The 18,765-nt window shown below is 70.8% G+C and carries 17 protein-coding genes; 12 read left to right on the forward strand and 5 right to left on the reverse strand.

The annotated features are described in order from the left end of the window. Positions 1-74 precede the first annotated feature (74 nt). The 5 genes from ASG63_RS10515 (at position 75) to ASG63_RS10535 (ending at position 5,985) form a co-directional block, all read left to right on the forward strand. Positions 75-1,088, forward strand: a complete 1,014-nt coding sequence (locus ASG63_RS10515; RefSeq protein WP_056215641.1) for an isopenicillin N synthase family dioxygenase — start codon at positions 75-77, stop codon at positions 1,086-1,088. A 174-nt stretch (positions 1,089-1,262) separates the two neighbouring features. Continuing rightward, positions 1,263-2,348, forward strand: a complete 1,086-nt coding sequence (locus ASG63_RS10520; protein WP_056215646.1) for a BMP family ABC transporter substrate-binding protein — start codon at positions 1,263-1,265, stop codon at positions 2,346-2,348. A gap of 62 nt (positions 2,349-2,410) precedes the next feature. Continuing rightward, complete coding sequence (locus ASG63_RS10525; RefSeq protein ID WP_244479866.1) at positions 2,411-3,925, forward strand: ABC transporter ATP-binding protein; 1,515 nt, start codon at positions 2,411-2,413, stop codon at positions 3,923-3,925. 10 nt (positions 3,926-3,935) lie between these two features. Then, positions 3,936-5,057 carry an ABC transporter permease gene (locus ASG63_RS10530; protein ID WP_156394146.1) on the forward strand — a complete coding sequence of 374 codons (1,122 nt, stop codon included), beginning with the start codon at positions 3,936-3,938 and terminating at the stop codon, positions 5,055-5,057. Beyond that, positions 5,050-5,985: an ABC transporter permease gene (locus ASG63_RS10535; RefSeq protein ID WP_056215652.1), complete on the forward strand. Its 936-nt coding sequence runs from the start codon at positions 5,050-5,052 to the stop codon at positions 5,983-5,985. Before ASG63_RS10530 ends, ASG63_RS10535 begins: the two co-directional genes overlap by 8 nt. Positions 5,986-6,123: 138 nt before the next feature. Here ASG63_RS10535 and ASG63_RS25190 read toward each other — a convergent pair whose 3' ends face one another. Beyond that, positions 6,124-6,279, reverse strand: coding sequence for a hypothetical protein (locus ASG63_RS25190; RefSeq protein ID WP_156394147.1), 156 nt, complete (start codon positions 6,277-6,279; stop codon positions 6,124-6,126). A 251-nt stretch (positions 6,280-6,530) separates the two neighbouring features. Further along, positions 6,531-6,902 carry a transposase gene (locus ASG63_RS10540; protein ID WP_056215731.1) on the reverse strand — a complete coding sequence of 124 codons (372 nt, stop codon included), beginning with the start codon at positions 6,900-6,902 and terminating at the stop codon, positions 6,531-6,533. 250 nt (positions 6,903-7,152) lie between these two features. On the opposite strand from ASG63_RS10540, the gene ASG63_RS10545 reads away from it, so the two are divergent. The 6 genes from ASG63_RS10545 to ASG63_RS10570 are packed head-to-tail and all read left to right on the forward strand — an operon-like array spanning position 7,153 to position 13,536. Then, entirely contained in the window at positions 7,153-8,379 is a 1,227-nt protein-coding gene (locus ASG63_RS10545; protein ID WP_056215655.1) for a transporter substrate-binding protein, read from the forward strand. After that, positions 8,372-10,012: an urea ABC transporter permease subunit UrtB gene (gene urtB / locus ASG63_RS10550; RefSeq protein ID WP_056215659.1), complete on the forward strand. Its 1,641-nt coding sequence runs from the start codon at positions 8,372-8,374 to the stop codon at positions 10,010-10,012. Before ASG63_RS10545 ends, urtB begins: the two co-directional genes overlap by 8 nt. Then, positions 10,009-11,124, forward strand: coding sequence for an urea ABC transporter permease subunit UrtC (gene urtC / locus ASG63_RS10555; RefSeq protein ID WP_082559257.1), 1,116 nt, complete (start codon positions 10,009-10,011; stop codon positions 11,122-11,124). Before urtB ends, urtC begins: the two co-directional genes overlap by 4 nt. Continuing rightward, entirely contained in the window at positions 11,121-11,831 is a 711-nt protein-coding gene (locus tag ASG63_RS10560) for an ABC transporter ATP-binding protein (RefSeq protein ID WP_056215663.1), read from the forward strand. The genes urtC and ASG63_RS10560 overlap by 4 nt, the downstream gene beginning before the upstream one ends. After that, a complete protein-coding gene (urtE, locus tag ASG63_RS10565; protein ID WP_056215666.1) occupies positions 11,828-12,556 on the forward strand; it encodes an urea ABC transporter ATP-binding subunit UrtE in 729 nt (242 codons plus the stop codon). The genes ASG63_RS10560 and urtE overlap by 4 nt, the downstream gene beginning before the upstream one ends. A gap of 23 nt (positions 12,557-12,579) precedes the next feature. Further along, entirely contained in the window at positions 12,580-13,536 is a 957-nt protein-coding gene (locus ASG63_RS10570) for an acetamidase/formamidase family protein (protein ID WP_056215670.1), read from the forward strand. An 87-nt stretch (positions 13,537-13,623) separates the two neighbouring features. Here ASG63_RS10570 and ASG63_RS10575 read toward each other — a convergent pair whose 3' ends face one another. From ASG63_RS10575 to ASG63_RS10585, 3 genes are all read right to left on the reverse strand, one after another. Next, a complete protein-coding gene (locus ASG63_RS10575; RefSeq protein ID WP_056215674.1) occupies positions 13,624-14,820 on the reverse strand; it encodes an FAD-dependent monooxygenase in 1,197 nt (398 codons plus the stop codon). A gap of 413 nt (positions 14,821-15,233) precedes the next feature. Continuing rightward, entirely contained in the window at positions 15,234-16,109 is an 876-nt protein-coding gene (locus ASG63_RS10580; protein WP_056215678.1) for a trypsin-like peptidase domain-containing protein, read from the reverse strand. Positions 16,110-16,152: 43 nt separating this feature from the next. Then, entirely contained in the window at positions 16,153-16,452 is a 300-nt protein-coding gene (locus tag ASG63_RS10585) for a hypothetical protein (protein WP_244479867.1), read from the reverse strand. Between the two features lie 383 nt (positions 16,453-16,835). On the opposite strand from ASG63_RS10585, the gene ASG63_RS10590 reads away from it, so the two are divergent. Further along, positions 16,836-18,719, forward strand: coding sequence for a methanol/ethanol family PQQ-dependent dehydrogenase (locus tag ASG63_RS10590; protein ID WP_056215682.1), 1,884 nt, complete (start codon positions 16,836-16,838; stop codon positions 18,717-18,719). Positions 18,720-18,765 lie beyond the last annotated feature (46 nt).

Raw genomic sequence — 18,765 nt, forward strand, 5'->3', positions numbered from 1 at the left:
TGGCGCCGGGGCCCGGCTTGGCACGGTCGTTGCCATGGCATGTCGGACCAGGTGGTCAAACTTTGGATGCCGCCATGCCTCTGCTTCAGGTTCCCGTCATCGATCTCAGCCCCTACCGCTCGGGTACGCCGGAGGGCAAAGCCGCCGTCGCCGCCCAGGTCGACCAGGCTTGCCGCGACATCGGCTTCCTCGTCGTCTCCGGCCACGGCATTTCGGAAGCGCTGATCGCGCGCACCCACGCGGTGTCGCGCCAGTTCTTCGACCGGCCGCATGCGGAGAAGCTCGCTGTCGACCGGCCCGCCCCGGATCAGGTCCGGGGCTACAGCGCCGTGGGCGGGGAAGGCCTGTCCTTCAGCCTGGACGAGCCGACACCGCCGGACATCAAGGAGTCGCTGTCCATCGGCCCCGTCGACGTGCCGGCGGGCGACCCCTACTACACCAGCGAAGCGGCCGGTCCGCACTTCGCGCCGAACGTCTGGCCCGCCGAGCCTGCCGATCTGAAGGAGGTCTGGAGCGCGTATTTCCGCGCCGTCGACACGCTCGCCCGTGACCTGATGCGCATCTTCGCGCTGGGACTGAAGCTCGACGAGACCCACTTCGACCCGACCATCGACAAGAACATCTCGATGATGCGCGTGCTGCGCTACCCGGCTCAGACCAGCGCGCCGCTGCCCGGTCAGCTCCGCGCCGGTGCCCATTCCGACTATGGCAGCATGACGATCCTGCGCAAGGAACTCGGTGACAAGAGCCTGCAGGTCAAGAACAAGCTCGGCGCGTGGGTCGACGTGCCGGTCATTCCCGGCACCTTCATCGTCAACATCGGCGACCTGATGCAGCAATGGACCAACGATACCTGGTCCTCGACGATGCACCGGGTGGTCAATCCCGCGTTCGGATCGGAGGACAACGTCGACCGCCTGTCGATCGTGTTCTTCCACCAGCCGAATTACGACGCCGACGTCGCCTGCCTGCCCACCTGCCAGGACGCCGAGCATCCGGCGAAGTATGCCCCGGTGTCCTCCGGGGATCACCTGCGCGCGAAGTTCGTCAAGCAGACGACCTTCGGCAAGGTCGACAAGGCGGCCTGACGTGCTGCCCGACCGCGACGGGGAGCACCCCGTCCCGCGCGACCCCGAAGGCGACGCCTTCCGGATCGACACCGTGCCGTGACCACACCCGCGCGCGCCACGCAGACGGCGGCGCGCGCACGACCTTCCCTGTGCCCGCCGATTGCGGCCGCTCATGACGGAGAACACGAAGCCATGATCCGACCGTTCCTGAAATCGCTGCTGGCCGTAGGCCTCGCGGCCCTCCCCACCCTGCCGGCCGTGGCCGCGCCCTTCAAGCTGAAGGACGAACCCAAGGTCGCCATGGTGATCTTCGGGCAGAAGAACGACGGCGGCTGGTCGCAGGCCGCCGATGAGGCCCGCGTGAAGATGGAAGCGGCGCTGGACATGAAGATCCCGGCGGTGGACGGGGTGAAGGAGAACGCCACGGCGATCCGGCCCGTGGTCGAGCTCTTCATCAAGCGCGGCTACAACATCATCATCGGCACCGCCTTCGGCTATTCCGACACCTTCAAGGAACTGTCCGAGAAGTATCCCGACGTCGCCTTCCTCAACCTGTCGGGCACCACCAACGGGCCGAACCTCGAATCGGTCTACGGGCGCACCTACGAGAGCCAGTATCTCTGCGGCATGGCCGCGGGCGCCGTGTCCAAGACCGGCAAGCTCGGGTTCGTGGCGGCCAATCCCTTCGGCGTCGTGAACTGGACGATCAACGCCTACGAGCTCGGCGCCCGGAAGATGAACCCCAACGCCACGCTCAACGTGGTCTATACCGGCATCTGGAACGATCCGGTGAAGGAGCGCGCCGCGGCCGAGGCCCTGGTCGATCAGGGCGCCGACGTGCTCGGCCAGCACGTGGACACGCCCGCGACCCAGATCGTCGCGCAGGAGCGCGGGATCTACGGCACCGGCCACCACCGCGACATGCGGGAATTCGCCCCCAAGGCGACGATCTGCTCCTCGGTCTGGACCTGGGACAAGGCCCTGGTGCCCGAGATTCGGAAAATCATGGCCGGCACCTGGGTGCCGGCGCCCAACGGGGCCTTCATGAGCATGGCCAAGGGGGGCACCGACATCGCCTGCTGCGGCGCGGCCGTGCCTCCGGCGGCGGTCAAGGAGATCCTGGCCGAGCGCAAGGCGATCATCGAGGGCAAGCAGATCTATGCCGGCCCCCTCGACGATCGCGACGGCAAGCTGCGGGTGCCGGCCGGACAGGTCCTGAGCGATGCCGACCTCTGGAAGATGGACTGGTTCGTGAAGGGCGTGACCACCCAGAAATGACCGCGCTTCGGCCGGGTTTCGCACCCGGCCGGCCGCGCGGATCCGGCGGACCGATCAACCCCATGGACGGTGCAGCGATGGGCATGGCCCTCGAACTCCTCGGCGTCTCGAAGACCTTCGACGGCTTTCAGGCGCTCGCCAAGGCCGATTTCGCGGTGGAATCCGGCGAGGTTCACGCCCTGCTGGGCGAGAACGGCGCCGGCAAATCCACCCTGATGAACGTGGCGGCGGGGCTCTACCGGCCCGACCAGGGCCGCATCCGCGTGCGGGGCCGCGAGGTCTCGTTGACCGGCCCCGTCGAGGCCCGGCGGCTCGGGATCGGCATGGTCCACCAGCACTACAAGCTCGTCAAAGCCTTTACCGCCGTGGAGAACATCCTGCTGGCGCAGGGGGCCGCCCGCTACGGCGCCGGTCTCGCCGAGGTCGAGGCGGCGATCCGCGCGCAGAGCGAGGCGGTGGGCTTCGCCGTCGATCTCCGGCGGCCGGTCGGCAGCCTGTCGGTGGCCGAGCAGCAGCGCGTGGAGATCCTGAAGGTGCTGGTGGCCGGCGCCGGCATCCTCATCCTCGACGAGCCCACCGCCGTGCTCACCGACCGCGAGGCGGAGGCGCTGCTCACGACCATGCGGGCCCTGGCGCGCCAGGGCGCGGCCGTCGTCCTCGTCACCCACAAGCTCGGCGAGGTGCAGCGCCATGCCGACCGCGTCACCGTGATGCGCGGCGGCCGCATCGTGGCGAGTGCCGATCCGGCGAGCCTCTCGGCGGCCGAGCTCACCACCCTGGTGGTCGGCGCCACGGCGAACCCGGTGCACTGCCCCGCCACCCGGATCGAAGGCCCGGTGCTCGCGGTCGAGGGTCTCGCGGGCACCCGGTCCGACGGGCTGCAGACCCTGTACGGCCTGAACCTCACGATCCGCGCGGGGGAGATCTACGGCCTCGCCGGCGTCGGCGGGAACGGTCAGACCGAGCTCGCCGAGATCCTCATGGGGGTCCGGCGCGCCGGGACCGGGCGCATCGCGCTCGCGGGCGACGACGTCACCGGCGCCGGTCCCAAGCTGCGCCGGGCGCGGGGACTGGCCGCGATCCCGGCGGACCGGCAGGTCTACGGCCTGGCCGGCGACCTCTCGGTCGCCGAGAACTATGCGGTGGGCGGCCTGGCCTCCGGGCGCTTCGGCGGCTGGCTGCGGGTCGATCGCGCCGCGATCCGGGCCGCGACCGAGGCCGCCATCGCGGCCTTCGACATCCGGGGCGCCCGCAGCCCCCGCCAGAAGGCCGGCCTGCTTTCGGGCGGCAATGCGCAGAAGCTCGTCATCGCCCGCGAATTCGCCGGCCGGCCCCGCGTCGTCCTCGCCCACTCTCCGGCGCGCGGCCTCGACGTGCGGGCGACGGCCGACATCCACCGGCGCCTGCGCGAGGCCCGCGACGCGGGCGCGGGCGTGCTCCTGATCAGCGAGGATCTCGACGAGGTGATGCTGATGTCGGACCGGATCGGCGTGATGAGCCGGGGCCGGATCGTTCGCGAGTTCGACGCGCCCGCCGACCGGCAGGCCATCGGCGCCGCCATGGTGCACCATGCCTGAGGCTCGTTCCATGCCCCTCCTGTCTACCGCCCCCCAGCGGCCGGGCCCCAGGCTGCCCGGGCGCGGCCGCATCACGGTCGAGATCCGGCAGCACGTCCCTCGCTGGTATCAGGGCGTGGTCCTGGCCTGCGGCCTCGTCGTCGGGATGGGGCTCGCGACCGCCATCCTGGTCGCCTCCGGCGTCGGCCTCTCGGATCTCCTCCAGGAATTCGTGATCGTGATGGTGACCAGCCGGGGCAGCCTGGCGGCGGTGCTGGTCCAGGCGGGCCCCCTCGCCATCGTCGGGCTCGCGGCGGCCGTCGCCTTTCGCGTCCGGTTCTGGAACATCGGCATCGAGGGGCAGATGATCCTGGGCGCCATCGCGGCCACCGCGATCGCGATCCACGACGTCGGGCCGGCCCCCGTGCGGCTCGGCCTCATGATGCTGGCGGCGGCCCTGGCCGGGATGGCCTGGGTCCTGATCCCGGCCGTGCTGAAGATCCGCATCGGACTGAACGAGGTCATCTCGACGCTGCTGCTGAACTACGTCGCGTTCAACGGGCTGCTGCAGCTGCTCTACGGACCCTGGCAGGACCCGGTGAGCAGCTTCCCCAATTCCAAGCAGTACGACCTCGCCGAGCGGCTGGGCAGTCTCGGCTGGGGGGACCTGACCTGGGCCCTGCCGCTGGCGGGCCTCCTCACCCTCCTGTGCTGGTGGCTCCTGAACGTCAGCCGCTTCGGGTTCCTCTCCCGGGTGGCCGAAGCCAATCCGCGCCTCGGCGAAGGCCAGGGCCTGCCGATGACGCGGGTGATGCTGGCCGCCGCCCTGCTCTCGGGGGCGCTGGCGGGCTTGGCCGGCTTCAGCATCTGCGCGGGCGTCGAGTACCGGCTGACCCAGTCGTTCTTCAACGGCTACGGCTTCTCCGGCATCCTCATCGCGTTCCTGGCCCGCAACAACCCCCTCGCCACCTTCGTGACCGCGGTGCTGGTCGGCGTGCTCTACGTGGCCGGGCAGAGCCTGCAGGTGTTCTACGGCATCCCCAGCGCGATGGTGCAGCTCATCCAGGCGGTGATCGTGATCGGCGTCGCCGCCTCCGACTTCTTTTTGCGGCACCGCGTGCGGTGGGTGCCGGGAAGGCGCCCCGATGTTTGATTTCCTCGTCAACTGGCTGGCCAACGTACCGACCTTCGCGTTGCCCTATGCGCTGGCCGCGCTCGGGCTCATCATCACCGAGAAGGCGGGCGTGCTCTCCCTGGGCGCGGAGGGCTTCCTGCTCATCGGCGCCATGAGCGGCATCGGCGTTCTGCTCGGGGTCGGGGACTACCCCCTCCTCGCGCTCACCGTGGCCGCGCTCGCGGCGGCGGCGCTCTCGCTGGTCTACGCGCTCCTCGTGGTGACGCTGCGGGTCAACCAGGTCATCGGCGGCCTCGCCCTGGTCTTCCTGGCGCAGGGCATGACGGGGGTGATCGCGACGCGCGCGGGCTGGACCAGCCGGCCCGTGGAGGGCCTGCACACCGTTCCCCTGGGATCGCTCGCCGACATCCCGGTGCTGGGGCCGATCCTGTTCCAGCACGATCCCCTGGTCTTCGCCACGGTGCCCCTCGTCGCCCTCGTCGCCTACGTCCTCGACCGCACGATGTTCGGGCTGCGGCTGCGGGCCGTCGGCGACGGCCCCGACGCGGCCGATGCCGCCGGCATCCGCGTCGCCCTGACCCGGTACGGGGCCATCGCCCTCGGCTCGGCGCTGGTCGGCCTCGCGGGCGGCTATCTCTCGGTGGGCGTCGCCAAGATCTGGGTCGAGGGCATGAGCGGCGGGCGCGGCTGGATCGCCGTCGCCCTCGTCATCTTCGCCCGCTGGCAGCCCTGGCGGGCGCTCGGGGGCGCCCTCCTGTTCGGGGGCATCGAGGCGCTGATCCCCCGCATCGCCGCCATCGGCGTCGCCCTGCCGCAATATCTCGTCCTGATGACGCCCTACCTCGCCACCCTCGCGGTGATGATCTGGATCTGCCTGCGCCAGGACGGCCGCAGCCTGGAGCCGCGGGCCCTCGGCGTCGCCCACCTGCGCGAGGAGCGCCGCTGAGAGGGCTCGCCGATTCCGACCCGGCCGGCCTTCCGGGACCGAGCCCGGCGCGCGGCGATCGCGGGGTGGCGGCCCCGGGGCGCCGGACAGCCCGATCCGGGACGGTGACGGGTCGACACGGGCCGGTCGTGCGCCGCCTCAGATCGCCACGCCATCGCCGCCGTGCCGCGGCTGATGGGCTGCCGTGATCGTCGTCATCAGCCGGATCAGGGTCTCCCCCTCGTGGCCCGCGAGCGGTTCGAGGGGCGCGTCGTGGGCCTGGCGCGCGGCCTCTTCCATGGGCGAGGAGGCCAACACGATCATCCGGGCGGCGATGGAGGGCGGCCTGCGGGTCGATGTCGGGCATGGCAGCCCCTTCTCCCACCGGGTCTTCGCCGCCCGCCGCCTGTTCTGCCCCCGCCACCGGGCCTGGTTCACCCCGGCCGGGCGGTGCCGTCTCGCCGGGATGGCCCGTGCGGGATCTGCCCACCGATCCCGTCCGCCACGATCGCCGTCCGCATCGGCGCGGCCCGGTAGAGCCGGCCCCGTTTCCCGCCGTTCGGGTGTCAGGTCGCGGTCCTGAGGCCGGCATAGCGTCCGACCGAGGCGTGGCCGCCCCGGAAGCCGGTCGACGGAACGGCCGATCCGGGCATCGGGGTCCCGCGTGGCGGGGGGCCATGGTCCCGCCCGGCCGACGCCGATGCGCGGAGCGCCTGCCGCAACGCGGTGATCTCGCTCCGCAGGCGCGCGTTCTCGCGCTCGACGTCCCCGAGGCGGGTGACGCCGGCCGGCGACAGGCCGCCGAAGCGTCGGCGCCAGCGGTAGAACGTGCCGACGGAGACGTGCGCGGCCGTGCAGATGGCCGCGATGGCGGTGCCATTCGCGGCCTCCCGCAGGAGGAACGCGATCTCTTGATCGGTATGTCGGGATCGACGCATGCGCATCAGCCAATCGAGTCGGTATCCGAGGAGGCGGTCCAGCAAGAAACGCACCGTCGGCCGAGGGGCGCGGACAGACGTGCTGCGCGGTGCGGCGTGCGAATTTTGACGTTTGATCTGCAGCGGCGCACGCGTCGTGGGCGGAACGCCGTGGTTTTACGCAAGCCGCAGCCGCTCTGCAGCCTATTTGGCCTTCCTCCCCGGACGCTCAACTCGGACAATCCGCCGGTCACGGAACGAGGCGAGAGCGATGGTCGGATTCACGAGACGCGGCTTCCTGGGAACGGCGGCGACCCTGTCCGCCCCGGCCCTCATCCGCCCGGCCTGGGCCACCGACACGGTCAAGCTCGGGTGCCTGTTCTCGTCCTCGGGCACCATGGCGAACATCGAGGGCCGCCTGAACCACGTGGTGCGGATGGCCGCCGACGGCCTCAACGCGAAGGGCGGCGTCAACGGGCGTCGCATCGAGGTGGTGACCTCGGACCCCGCCTCCGACTGGCCGCTCTATGCGCAGATCGGCCGACAGATGCTGCAGCAGGAGAAGGTCGCCGCCCTGTTCGGCTGCTGGACCTCGGTCTCCCGGAAGTCCGTGCTGCCGGTGGTCGAGCAGAATGACGGGCTGCTCTTCTATCCGCTCCACTTCGAGGGCGACGAGAACTCGAAGAACGTCGTCTACGTGAACTCGCCCCCGGCGAGCTCGGTGCTGCCGGCGGTCGATTACCTCATGGGTGCGGAGGGCGTCGGGGCCAAGCGGTTCTTCATGGTCGGCTCGGACTACGTCTGGCCGCGGACCATCAACAAGCAGCTCAAGGCCTACTGGACCTCCAAGGGCGTGCCCGAGACCGCGTGGCGCGAGGAATACGTGCCCCTGGGCTTCTCCAACTTCCAGACCCTGGTGAACCAGATCCGCAGCTTCGCCGCCCAGCCCGGCGGCCAGCCCATCGTGGTCCTCACGGTGGTCGGCTCCTCGATTCCCGACTTCCTGCGCGAATTCGCCAATCAGGGCATCCGCGCCACCGACGTGCCGATCCTCGGCCTCGACATGGTGGAGGCGGACCTCGAGGGCCTCGACACCGCGCCCCTCGTCGGCCACCTCAATTGCTGGGCCTATCTCCAGGCCGCCAAGGCCGAGGCGAACACGACGTTCCTGTCCGAGTGGGCGGCCTACGTGAAGGCCAAGGGCGTGCCCTTCAGCGCCGACACGGTCATCGACCCCATGGTCTCGGCCTATGACAGCGTCCAGCTCTGGGCGCTCGCCGCCGCCAAGGCCGGCAGCTTCGACGTCCCGGAGGTGCGCAAGGCCTTCCCCGGCCTCCGCTTCGCCGACCCGTCCGGCTACACCCTGACCATGGGCGGCGAGAACAACTACGTCGCCCGGGGCGTCTTCATCGGCTCGGTCAACGAGAAGCAGGGCTTCGACATCCTCTGGCAATCGCCCGATGCCCCCAAGCCCGTGCCGTTCAGCCCGTATGGTTGAGGGTCCGGGACGGTTCGGCCTGGTCGCCCTCCTGCTGTGGGCCGCGAGCCTGGTGGCGTCGCCGGCCCTCGCGGCCGGAGCGCCCCTCGATCGGGGCGCCTTCACCACCGCCCTCTGCGGCGACGGCGCGGCACAGGGCACGGCGGTGGAGGGGGTCCTCCACGCCTCGGCGGAGGCGGAGTCCGGCGACGTCGCCTGGGCCGGCACGGTCCTGCGCGCCCTCCTCGACCGGCGTCTGACCTGCCTGGGCGGGTCCGCCCTGCTCCTCGACCGGGCCGGTGCCGCCGACGGCCGCGACGCGGCCACCGGGACGGTGCGCCCGGTCGCGGGCGGCCGCGCGCCGGTGCTCGGCCTGCGCCAGCGCGCCCTCGCGGAGACCGCCTCCGGAGCGGCGTCGCTGCTGACCGGGTCGGGCGTCGCGGCACGCCGGGCCGGCCTCGCCACCCTGGAGCGCCGGATCACCAGCGTGCCGGAAGCCCTCCTCCTGCGCGCGGCCTCCGCCGAGACGGATCCCGGCCTCAAGGTAAGCCTCGCGGCGCTCGCGCAATCCGCCGCCCTGTCCTCCGCCGATCCGGCGCGCCGCCTCGGGGCGATCCGGGCCGTCTCGGAATCGCCCTCGGGCGCCGCCCTCTCCCGCCTGTCCGCCCTCAAGGCCGATCCCGCCTACGGCAGCGATCCCGCCTTTCGCGGCGCCCTCGACGCCGCCCTGGCCCGCGTCGCGCGGGCGGTGTCGATCGGGGACGGTCTGGCGGTGCTCTACAACGGCCTGAGCTTCGCCAGCATCCTGTTCATGGCGGCGGCGGGCCTGGCGATCATCTTCGGGCTGATGGGCGTCATCAACCTCGCCCAGGGCGAGTTCATCATGATCGGCGCCTACGCGACCTACGGCGTGCAGGAAGCCTTCCGGCGGCTCGCACCGCCCGCCTGGCTCGACGCCTACCTCCTCGCCGCGATTCCCGTCGCGTTCCTGGCCGCGGCGGGAGTCGGCATCGCCATCGAGGCCCTGATCCTGCGCCACCTCTACCGGCGCCCGCTGATGAGCCTGCTCGCCACCTGGGCGGTGAGTCTGCTCCTCATCAACGGGGTCCGGGTCGCGGTGGGATCGCAGAACCTGCAATTCGCGATGCCGCCCTACGTCAGCGGCGGCGTGCCCCTCTATGCCGACTTCGTGGTCACCTGGAACCGCCTGTTCGCCATCGCCTTCGCGGCCGTCACCCTGGTGCTGACCCTCGTCATCCTGAAGCGGACGCCGCTCGGGCTCGACATCCGCGCGGTGACGCAGAACCGCGACATGGCCGCCTGCCTCGGCATCCGCACCCGGCGGGTCGACCGGCTCGCCTTCGGCTTCGGCTCGGGGCTCGCCGGCCTCGCCGGCGTGGCCCTCTGCCCGATCTACAGCGTGAATCCCGGGATGGGCGCCACCTTCATCGTCGACAGCTTCATGGTGGTGGTGCTCGGCGGCGTCGGCACCGTGGTGGGCACCCTGGTCGCGGCGCTGGGCATCGGGGGCGCCAACGTCCTCATCGAGCCCCTCTACGGGGCCGTGGCCGCCAAGGTCATCGTGCTCGCCGGCATCATCCTGTTCCTGCAGCGCCGCCCCGAGGGCCTGTTCGCCGTGCGGCGTCGGCGATGAGCGGCGCCCTCGACCTGTCGCCCGGCGTGCCGGCGGCCCGACGGCCCGGCCCGAGCCTCGGGGGCGACCCGCTGCTCGCGGGCCTCGTCGGCCTCGTCCTGGCGGCGGCCCTCGCCCTCGTGCTGCTCCAGCCCGCCCCCTACCTCGTCAACCTGGTCGGGCAACTGGCGGCCTTCGCGATCCTCGCCGTCTCCCTCGACCTCGTCTGGGGCTATCTCGGCATCCTCAGCCTCGGGCACGGATTGTTCTTCGCCATCGGCGGCTACGTCTGCGCGATGCACCTCCTGGCCCATGCCTACGCGGTCACGGGCACACCCCCGGACCTGATGCAGTTCATGGGCTGGAAGAGCCTGCCGGCCTACTGGACCGGGCTGACCAGCGCGCCCTACGCCCTCGCCCTGGCGCTGGGACTGGCGGCGGCCGTCGCCTTCGTGTTCGGCCTCGCCTCGTTCCGCTCGCGGGTGAACGGCGTCTACTTCTCGATCATCAGCCAGGCCCTGGTCTACGTCGCCATGCTGCTGATGTTTCGCAACGATACCGGTCTGGGCGGCAACAACGGCATGACGGGGTTCTCGCGGCTGTTCGGCTGGCCCATGGGCGCGCCCGGGGTCGTCACCGGTCTCGCCGTCGCGACGCTCCTGTGCCTCGCGGCCGTGCTCGTCGGGGCGCGGGTCCTGGTGGCGAGCCCGCTGGGGCGCCGCATGCTGGCCTGCCGGGACGACGAGGCGCGGCTGCGCACCCTCGGCTACGGCACCACGCGCCTCAAGCTCGGGATCTGGTGCCTCTCGGCCGTCATCGCGGCGCTGGCCGGCCTCCTCTACGTGCCCCAGGTCGGCATCATCAATCCACGGGTGCTCAGCCCCGACCTCTCCATCGAGATCGCGGTCTGGGTCGCCATCGGCGGGCTGGGCCGGCTCGGGGGCGCCGTGATCGGCGCGGTGGCGGTCAACGCCCTCAAGGTCTGGCTCAGCGCGGCGATGCCGGAGGCCTGGCCCTTCATCCTCTCCGGCCTCGTCCTCGTGGTGGTCCTCGGGTTGCCCAACGGCCTCCTCGACCTCGCCGCGCTCCGGCTGACGCCGACCTGGCTCCGGCGCGCGGGATCGCGGCCGTGAGCGCCCTCGTCATCGACAGCCTCACGGTCGTGTTCGGCGCCTTCCGGGCCCTGGACGGCCTCTCCCTCGCCGTCGATCCGGGCGAGGTCCGCGCGGTGATCGGCCCCAACGGGGCGGGCAAGACCACGCTGCTCGATGCGATCACGGGGATCACCCGCCCGCGTTCCGGGCGCATCCGCCTCGATGACGGGCGCGACCTGACCCGAGCGTCGGAGGCCGAGATCGCCCGGGCGGGGGTGCGCCGCAAGTTCCAGAAGCCCAGCGTCTTCCCGGCCCTGACGGTGCGCGAGAACCTCGCCCTCGGCTGCGGCCCCGATTGCCCGGCGCGGGAGCGGCCGGCCCGCCTCGCCCGGGCCCTGGCGGAGACCGGCCTCGAAGCGCGCGCCGCCGTGCCGGCCGGCGCCCTCGCCCACGGCGAGAAGCAATGGCTCGAGATCGGCATGGTGCTGGCCTCCGAACCACGGGTCCTCCTCCTCGACGAGCCGGTGGCGGGGCTGTCCGACGACGAGACCGCGCGCACCGCCGACCTCATCGGCGCCCTGCGCCGGCCCGACCGGGCCATCCTGGTGATCGAGCACGACATGGCCTTCGTCGAGGCGGTGGCCGACCGGGTCACGGTGCTGCACGAGGGCCGGACCCTGTTCGAGGGCGCCATGGCGGGGGCCCGCGCCGATGCCCGCGTAATCGAGGTGTTCCTCGGCCGATGACGCCAGCCCTCAACCCATCCCCCGCTCCTCCGGCCGGCCTGACGGTGTCGGGGCTCGACCAGCATTACGGCAGCGCCCAGGTGCTCCGGACCGTCGGATTCCATGTCGCGCCCGGCACCTGCCTTGCCGTGCTCGGCCGCAACGGGGCCGGCAAGACCACCCTGCTGCGCTGCCTCGCCGGCCTGATCCCGGCGACGCGGGGGACGGTCGCCCTCGATGGCGTGGACCTCACGCGGTGGTCCCCCGGCCGGCGGGCGCGCTCCGGCCTCGCCCTCGTGCCGCAGGGCCGGGAGATCTTCGCCGACCTCAGCGTCGCGGAGAACCTCCGGGTCGCCGCCCGGGCGCACGGCCTGGACCGGAGCGGCGCCGTCGACGAGGCCGTCGCGCTGTTCCCGGCCCTGCGCGAGCTCTGGCACCGCCCGGGCGGCAACCTCTCCGGCGGCCAGCAGCAGCAGCTCGCCATGGCCCGGGCCCTGGCGACGCGGCCCCGCATCCTGCTCCTCGACGAACCGACCGAGGGCATCCAGCCCTCGATCGTCGCCGCCATCGAGGCCGTGATCGCGGGGCTCCAGGGCCGCATCACCGTCGTCCTGGTGGAGCAGTACCTCGCCTTCGCGATCCGCCTCGCCGACGCCTTCGTGGTTCTCTCCCGCGGCGCCGTGGTGGAGCAGGGCCTGCGCCAGGACCTGAACCACGACGCCGTTTCCCGGCACATCGCCGTCTGACCCCCCCCGACCCAGGAGCCCGCATGTCGATGCATCACGAGATTCCCGCGACCCCCGAGAGCATGGTGCTGGGCTACTTCGACGCCACCCTGCCCCCCGTGCTGGAGGTGGCCTCCGGCGATACCGTGACGCTGCACTCGTTCCCGGCCGGCGGACGGGAAACGCTTCATCCCGATCCCGCCCGCGTGCCCGCGGATTACCGGCTCGCCCTCGACACCCTGGCGCAGGGGCCCGGCCCCCACTTCGTCACCGGACCCGTCCACGTGCGCGGTGCCGAGCCCGGCGACGTGCTCCAGGTCGACATCCTGGACCTGAAGGTCCGCATGGACTGGGGCTTCGTGGCGATCCTGCCGCTCCTCGGCACCCTGCCGGACGAGTTCACGGACTACGAGACCATCCACCCCGACATCGACCTCGCCCGCGGCGTCGCCGTGCTGCCCTGGGGCACGGAACTCCCCCTCGATCCGTTCTTCGGCATCATGGGCACGGCGCCCCCCGCCGCCTGGGGGCGGGTCGGAACCCCGGTCCCGCGCGGGTTCGGCGGGAACATGGACAACAAGGAGCTCCGGGTCGGCACCACCCTGTACCTGCCGGTCTATAACCCGGGCGCCGGCTTCTACGCGGGCGACGGACACGGCGTGCAGGGCGACGGCGAGGTCTGCATCACGGCCCTGGAGACCGGCCTCACCGGCACGGTCCGCCTCACCGTGCGCAAGGATCTCGGCTACGCGTGGCCTTTCGCCGAGACGCCCACGGACCTGATGTCGATCGGCCTGCACGAGAGCCTGGACGAGGCGATGCGCCAGGCCGTGCGCGAGATGGTGCGCCACGTCTGCGACCGCACGGACCTGACCCGCAACCAGGCCTACATGCTCTGCTCGCTGGCCGGGAACCTGCGCATCACCCAGACGGTGGACGGCAACAAGGGCGTGCACATGCTGATGCCGAAGCGCGCTCTGAAGCCGAAGCGCGCGCTCTGACGTGGAAGCGCGCGTCCCGAAGGCGGCCCTGCCTCGGCCGTCAGACACCGGAGGCGCGGGCTGGAATGGGACCGTCCGGTTGGGGCCTCAACGCACCGGACGGTCGTACGCCGAGAGATCGGGCGCCTTCGGGGGACGCGCGAACAGCGTTCCCGAAGCCCGACGAACCCAGCGCGTGCTGGCCACGCGCAGGGCGCCATGGAGCAGCCGGATCCCGAGCCGGCTCTGCGGGTTCGCCAACCGGGGCGCGATCTTCGGAACGCCCTGGCCCGCCTCGACCATCGGACGCATGGCCCGCTCGTAGGCGGCCAAGCCGGCCCGGACATCGGAGGTCCGCGACAGCTCCTGGGCGAGGACGAAGGCGCCGGTGATGGCCAGGGTGGTGCCGATGCCGGCGAGCGGCGTGGCGCACCAAGCGGCGTCCCCCGTCAGGGCGATGCGGCCCTTCGACCAACGCGGCATTCGCACTTGCCGCAGGACATCGAAGTAGAAGTCCTCGGTGGTGTCCAGGCCCGCCAGGACGCGCCGGGCCTGCCAGCCGGCATCGGCGAACCGCTCATGCAGGAAGGCCTTTTGTCGGCGGACATCCCAGGCCTGCTCGCCCGCGGGCGGCTGCTGGAGGGACAGCATCGCCCGCGTGGTGCCTTTCCGGTCGGGGCGCAGCGACACGCTCCGGCCCCCGGGCGCATTGTACCAGCGCCACAGCCGATCATCGTCGGCGACCCGCGGAACGGTGAAGTAGGCGATGGTCAGATCCATCCAGCGCGGGTCGTTCTCCCCGGGGAAGACGAGTTCGCGCGTCGCCGAGCCCACGCCCTCCGCGACCACGACGGCGTCGTACCGCTCCGTGAGGCCGCTGGCGAACGTCACGGTCGCGGCGTCGCCGTCCTCGTGGAGGCCCGTGATGCTGTCGCCGAAACGGACGCTTACGGTGTCCCGCGCCGCGTCGAACAGGAGACGCGCCAGGTCCCCGCGGAGGATCTCCATCTCGGCCGTCGGCCCGTCGCCGCCGAGGTCGTCGGTCATGAACGTCGCGACGATCCGGCCGTCGCCGTCGACCCAAGCCGTCCCCGTTTCTCCCGTGCCCTGTTCGAGGGCGGTCTCGTCCAGTCCCATCCGGCGCAACACCGCGCGGCCGACGCCACGCACGTCGATGTTCTGACCCCCGTCCCGGAACGCGGGCGCGCGCTCCACCACCGTGACCTCGTTTCCCAGGCGCGCGAGCCACCAGGCGAGGGCTGAACCGGCAACGCTGGCGCCGGTGACCAGGATACGATGGGTCATGGATCCTTCCGGGCGCGGAAAACGGCCGCGACCTCCGCCTATATGCGTCGCCGTCTGGCAGCGGACCAGGGCACGTCCAGCCCATCCGGTCATCGAGCGGACCGGCGGGTCCCGACCCCGCCGTGGGTGGCCAAACCGGGGCGTCTCGAACGCGGTCGTTCGGCGATGGGCGTCGTCTGGGTCGGAGCGCCTCTCGGTTCCGTATCGGGCCTTGCGTCGCGTGCCTCAATGGCCGGTGCGGTGGGATACGCGGCCGGGAACCGGGTGGCGGTCGAGCGAAGCGCGGCATGGAACCCCGGGGGCATGGAACCCCGGGGGCATGGAAACCCGGGGGCATGGCGGTGCGGGAAGAAACCGGTGCCGGCGCGGAACGCGACCCCAACGGCCGCCGCGCCCTCCGCTCCGCCCGCCGGTCAGCGAACCGTCGGATCGGCGGCGAGGCGCGCCCGGATGGCATCCGTGAGCCCGCCCTCGAACAGCAGGGCCGAGCCGTAATGGTACTCGATGTCGAAGGCCCGGCGCGAGTTCATGGACAGGGAGGCGCTGTGCAGGGCGAGGAGGCGGCCCTCGGCGTCGAACAGGCCCGAACCGGAGCCGCCATAGCCGTTGTTGCAATCGTGCCGGACGCCCCGGATCGCGTCCTCGCTCGGCGGGTCGATCCGGTGGATCGTGCAGGGCTCGAGGCTGCTCTGGCCGGGATAGTTCGCGTGGCCGCCGGGGGAGACCATGACGACCGGGACCGGCACGGACCCGGTCGGCAGGTCGGGGAAGGCCGGTACCGGCTGCGGGCGCACGCCCTCGGCCGGCTCCGCCAGCGCGACCAGGGCCCAGTCGTCCGTGATGTGGAGCGACATCGCCCCCGGCACGGTGCCGAGGCGCAGGGTCCCCGGGGCGAAGGCGTAGTTCCGGCCCCCGATCTGGAAGAAGCAGTCGGCGACGTCGCGCGTGGGCTCCAGGTGCCGGCTGCGGAAGTTGTGGGCGTTCAGGACCACGAGGCGCGGGCTGCCGATCAGCCAGGCGGCGGCCGCCTTCCGGGGAATGCCGTCCGACCGGCAGTAGAGCACGCCGGCGCCGGGATAGCGGGCGTAGTCCGCCCCCGCCAGTTCGCGCCGGTCGTCCTGCGGATAGAGCGCCGCCCATCGCTGCGGACCCTCCGCCCGACCCGCACCGCTCCCGCCGAGGTGCAGGAGCCCGGCGCCCACGAGCCCGGCACCGGCGAGCGCGAGGCGCCAGAGCGCCCTGCCCCCTGGGACCCGGGTCCGCGTGAGTCTGGCCCGACCCGACCGCACCGGTCCGCTGCTCCCCTGACCTAAGGGTACCTGGCCCAAGCGCCTACTCGTCGGCGGTCTGGTGGACGGAGACGCAGATCTTCACCGCCTGCTCCAGCTTGGTCTCGCGCGGATTGCCGATGTTGGCCGTCTCTTCGAGGCAGCGGACGAAGTAGTCCCGGTCGAGCTGGGGCGAGAGGCTCGAGAACGCCTTGCCCATCCGGGTCGCGAAATCGACCCGGTCGGCGGTCGGGGTGCGCGACCAGATCGCCACCGGATCGTCGAGCGTCAGGCGCGCGGCCTCGGCGGTCGACGCCGCGCCGACAGCACAACATAATAATATACTAAGACAGCGGATCATCATCGCAAGTCTCTCTCTGGGCGCCCAAGCCTACCGCTGGGGGGCACCATCATTCCACTGGGGATGCCGTGTCAATTGTCTTGCCGAAATTCATCGGATTGCCGGATCAAAGCGTTCTCAATACCGGATTTCAACCGAATGATTGCCGATTGATCCCGATAAAAAAGTGCCAACTGGCCGCAGACAGCGGGAAAGACAAATGCTTTTATAAATAGCCAGCCGATCAGTAATAAAACTTTCATAAGAAGCTCTATATCTCAAGATAGTCTTATGAATGCGACGGGCTCCTGGGATCAATACAGGAGCTTGTCCTGATCCGGCGAAATCAAAGGCTGTGCCGGACCGGACGGTCGACGGACGCGGCCATCAGGGTAGGAGACGTTGGGATGAACAGGTTTCTGGCTTCGGTCTCGGTGATGGCGCTGGGCGCCCTGGCGCCGATGGGTCTGCCGAGCATGGCCGCCGCGAACGACAAGCTCGTCGAGATGGCGAAGGACGACGCCAACTGGGTGATGCCCGGCAAGAACTACGACTCGGACAATTACAGCCCGCTCAAGCAGATCAACACCAGCAACGTGAAGGACCTGAAGGTGTCCTGGACGTTCTCCACCGGCCTGCTCAACGGCCACGAGGGCGCCCCGGTGGTGGTGGACGGGAAGATGTACGTCCACACCTCCTTCCCCAACAACACCTTCGCGCTGGGCCTCGACGATCCGGGCAGGATCCTCTGGCAGGACAAGCCCAAGCAGAACCCGGCCGCCCGCGCGGTGGCCTGCTGCGATCTCGTGAACCGCGGCCTCGCCTACTGGCCCGGCGACGGCAAGACCCCGGCGCTCATCCTCAAGACGCTCCTCGACGGCAACGTCATGGCCCTCAACGCCGAAACCGGCGAGACGGTCTGGAAGGTCGAGAACTCCGACATCAAGGTCGGCTCGACGCTGACGATCGCGCCCTACGTGGTCAAGGACAAGGTCATCATCGGCTCCTCCGGCGCCGAGCTCGGCGTGCGCGGCTACCTCACCGCCTACGACGTGAAGACCGGCGCCCAGGTCTGGCGCGCCTACGCCACCGGCCCGGACAAGGACCTGCTGCTGGCCGACGACTTCAACATCCGCAACGCCCATTACGGCCAGAAGGGGCTCGGCACCTCCACCTGGGAGGGCGATGCCTGGAAGATCGGCGGCGGCACGAACTGGGGCTGGTACGCCTACGATCCCGGCACCAACCTGATCTACTTCGGCACCGGCAACCCGGCGCCGTGGAACGAGACCATGCGTCCGGGCGACAACAAGTGGACGATGACGATCTTCGGCCGCGACGTCGACACGGGCGAGGCCAAGTTCGGCTACCAGAAGACCCCGCACGACGAGTGGGACTACGCGGGCGTCAACGTGATGATGCTCTCCAACCAGAAGGACAAGGACGGCAAGGACCGCAAGCTCCTGACCCATCCGGACCGGAACGGCATCGTCTACACCCTGGACCGCACGGACGGTTCGCTGGTCTCGGCCAACAAGATCGACGACACCGTCAACGTCTTCAAGTCGGTGGACCTGAAGACCGGCCAGCCGGTGCGCGACCCGGAATACGGCACCCGGATGGACCATCTCGGCAAGGACATCTGTCCCTCGGCGATGGGCTACCACAACCAGGGCCACGATTCCTACGATCCGGAGCGCAAGGCGTTCTTCATGGGCATCAACCACATCTGCATGGATTGGGAGCCCTTCATGCTGCCCTACCGCGCGGGTCAGTTCTTCGTCGGCGCGACGCTGAACATGTATCCGGGTCCGAAGGGCGACCGGCAGAACTACGAGGGCCTCGGCCAGATCAAGAGCTACAACGCCATCACGGGCGCGTTCCAGTGGGAGAAGATGGAGCGCTTCGCGGTCTGGGGCGGCACGACGGCCACCGCCGGCGGGCTGGTGTTCTACGGAACCCTCGACGGCTACATCAAGGCGCGCAACTCGGACACCGGAGACCTCCTCTGGAAGTTCAAGATGCCCTCCGGCGCCATCGGCTACCCGATCACCTACACCCACAAGGGTGAGCAGTACGTGGCGATCTACTACGGCGTCGGCGGCTGGCCGGGCGTCGGCCTGGTCTTCGACCTGCAGGACCCGACCGCCGGCCTCGGCGCGGTGGGCGCCTTCAAGAAGCTCGCCAACTACACCCAGATGGGCGGCGGCGTGATGGTGTTCTCGCTGGGCGGCAAGGGCCCCTACGACGACCCGAACGTCGGCGAGTACCAGACGGCGGCCGCGAAGTAGGCGGCACGACGAGGCCGCGCCCGCAGCGTGCGCGTGTCCCCCCCCC

The sequence above is a fragment of the Methylobacterium sp. Leaf94 genome (assembly GCF_001426045.1).
Lineage (GTDB): Bacteria > Pseudomonadota > Alphaproteobacteria > Rhizobiales > Beijerinckiaceae > Methylobacterium.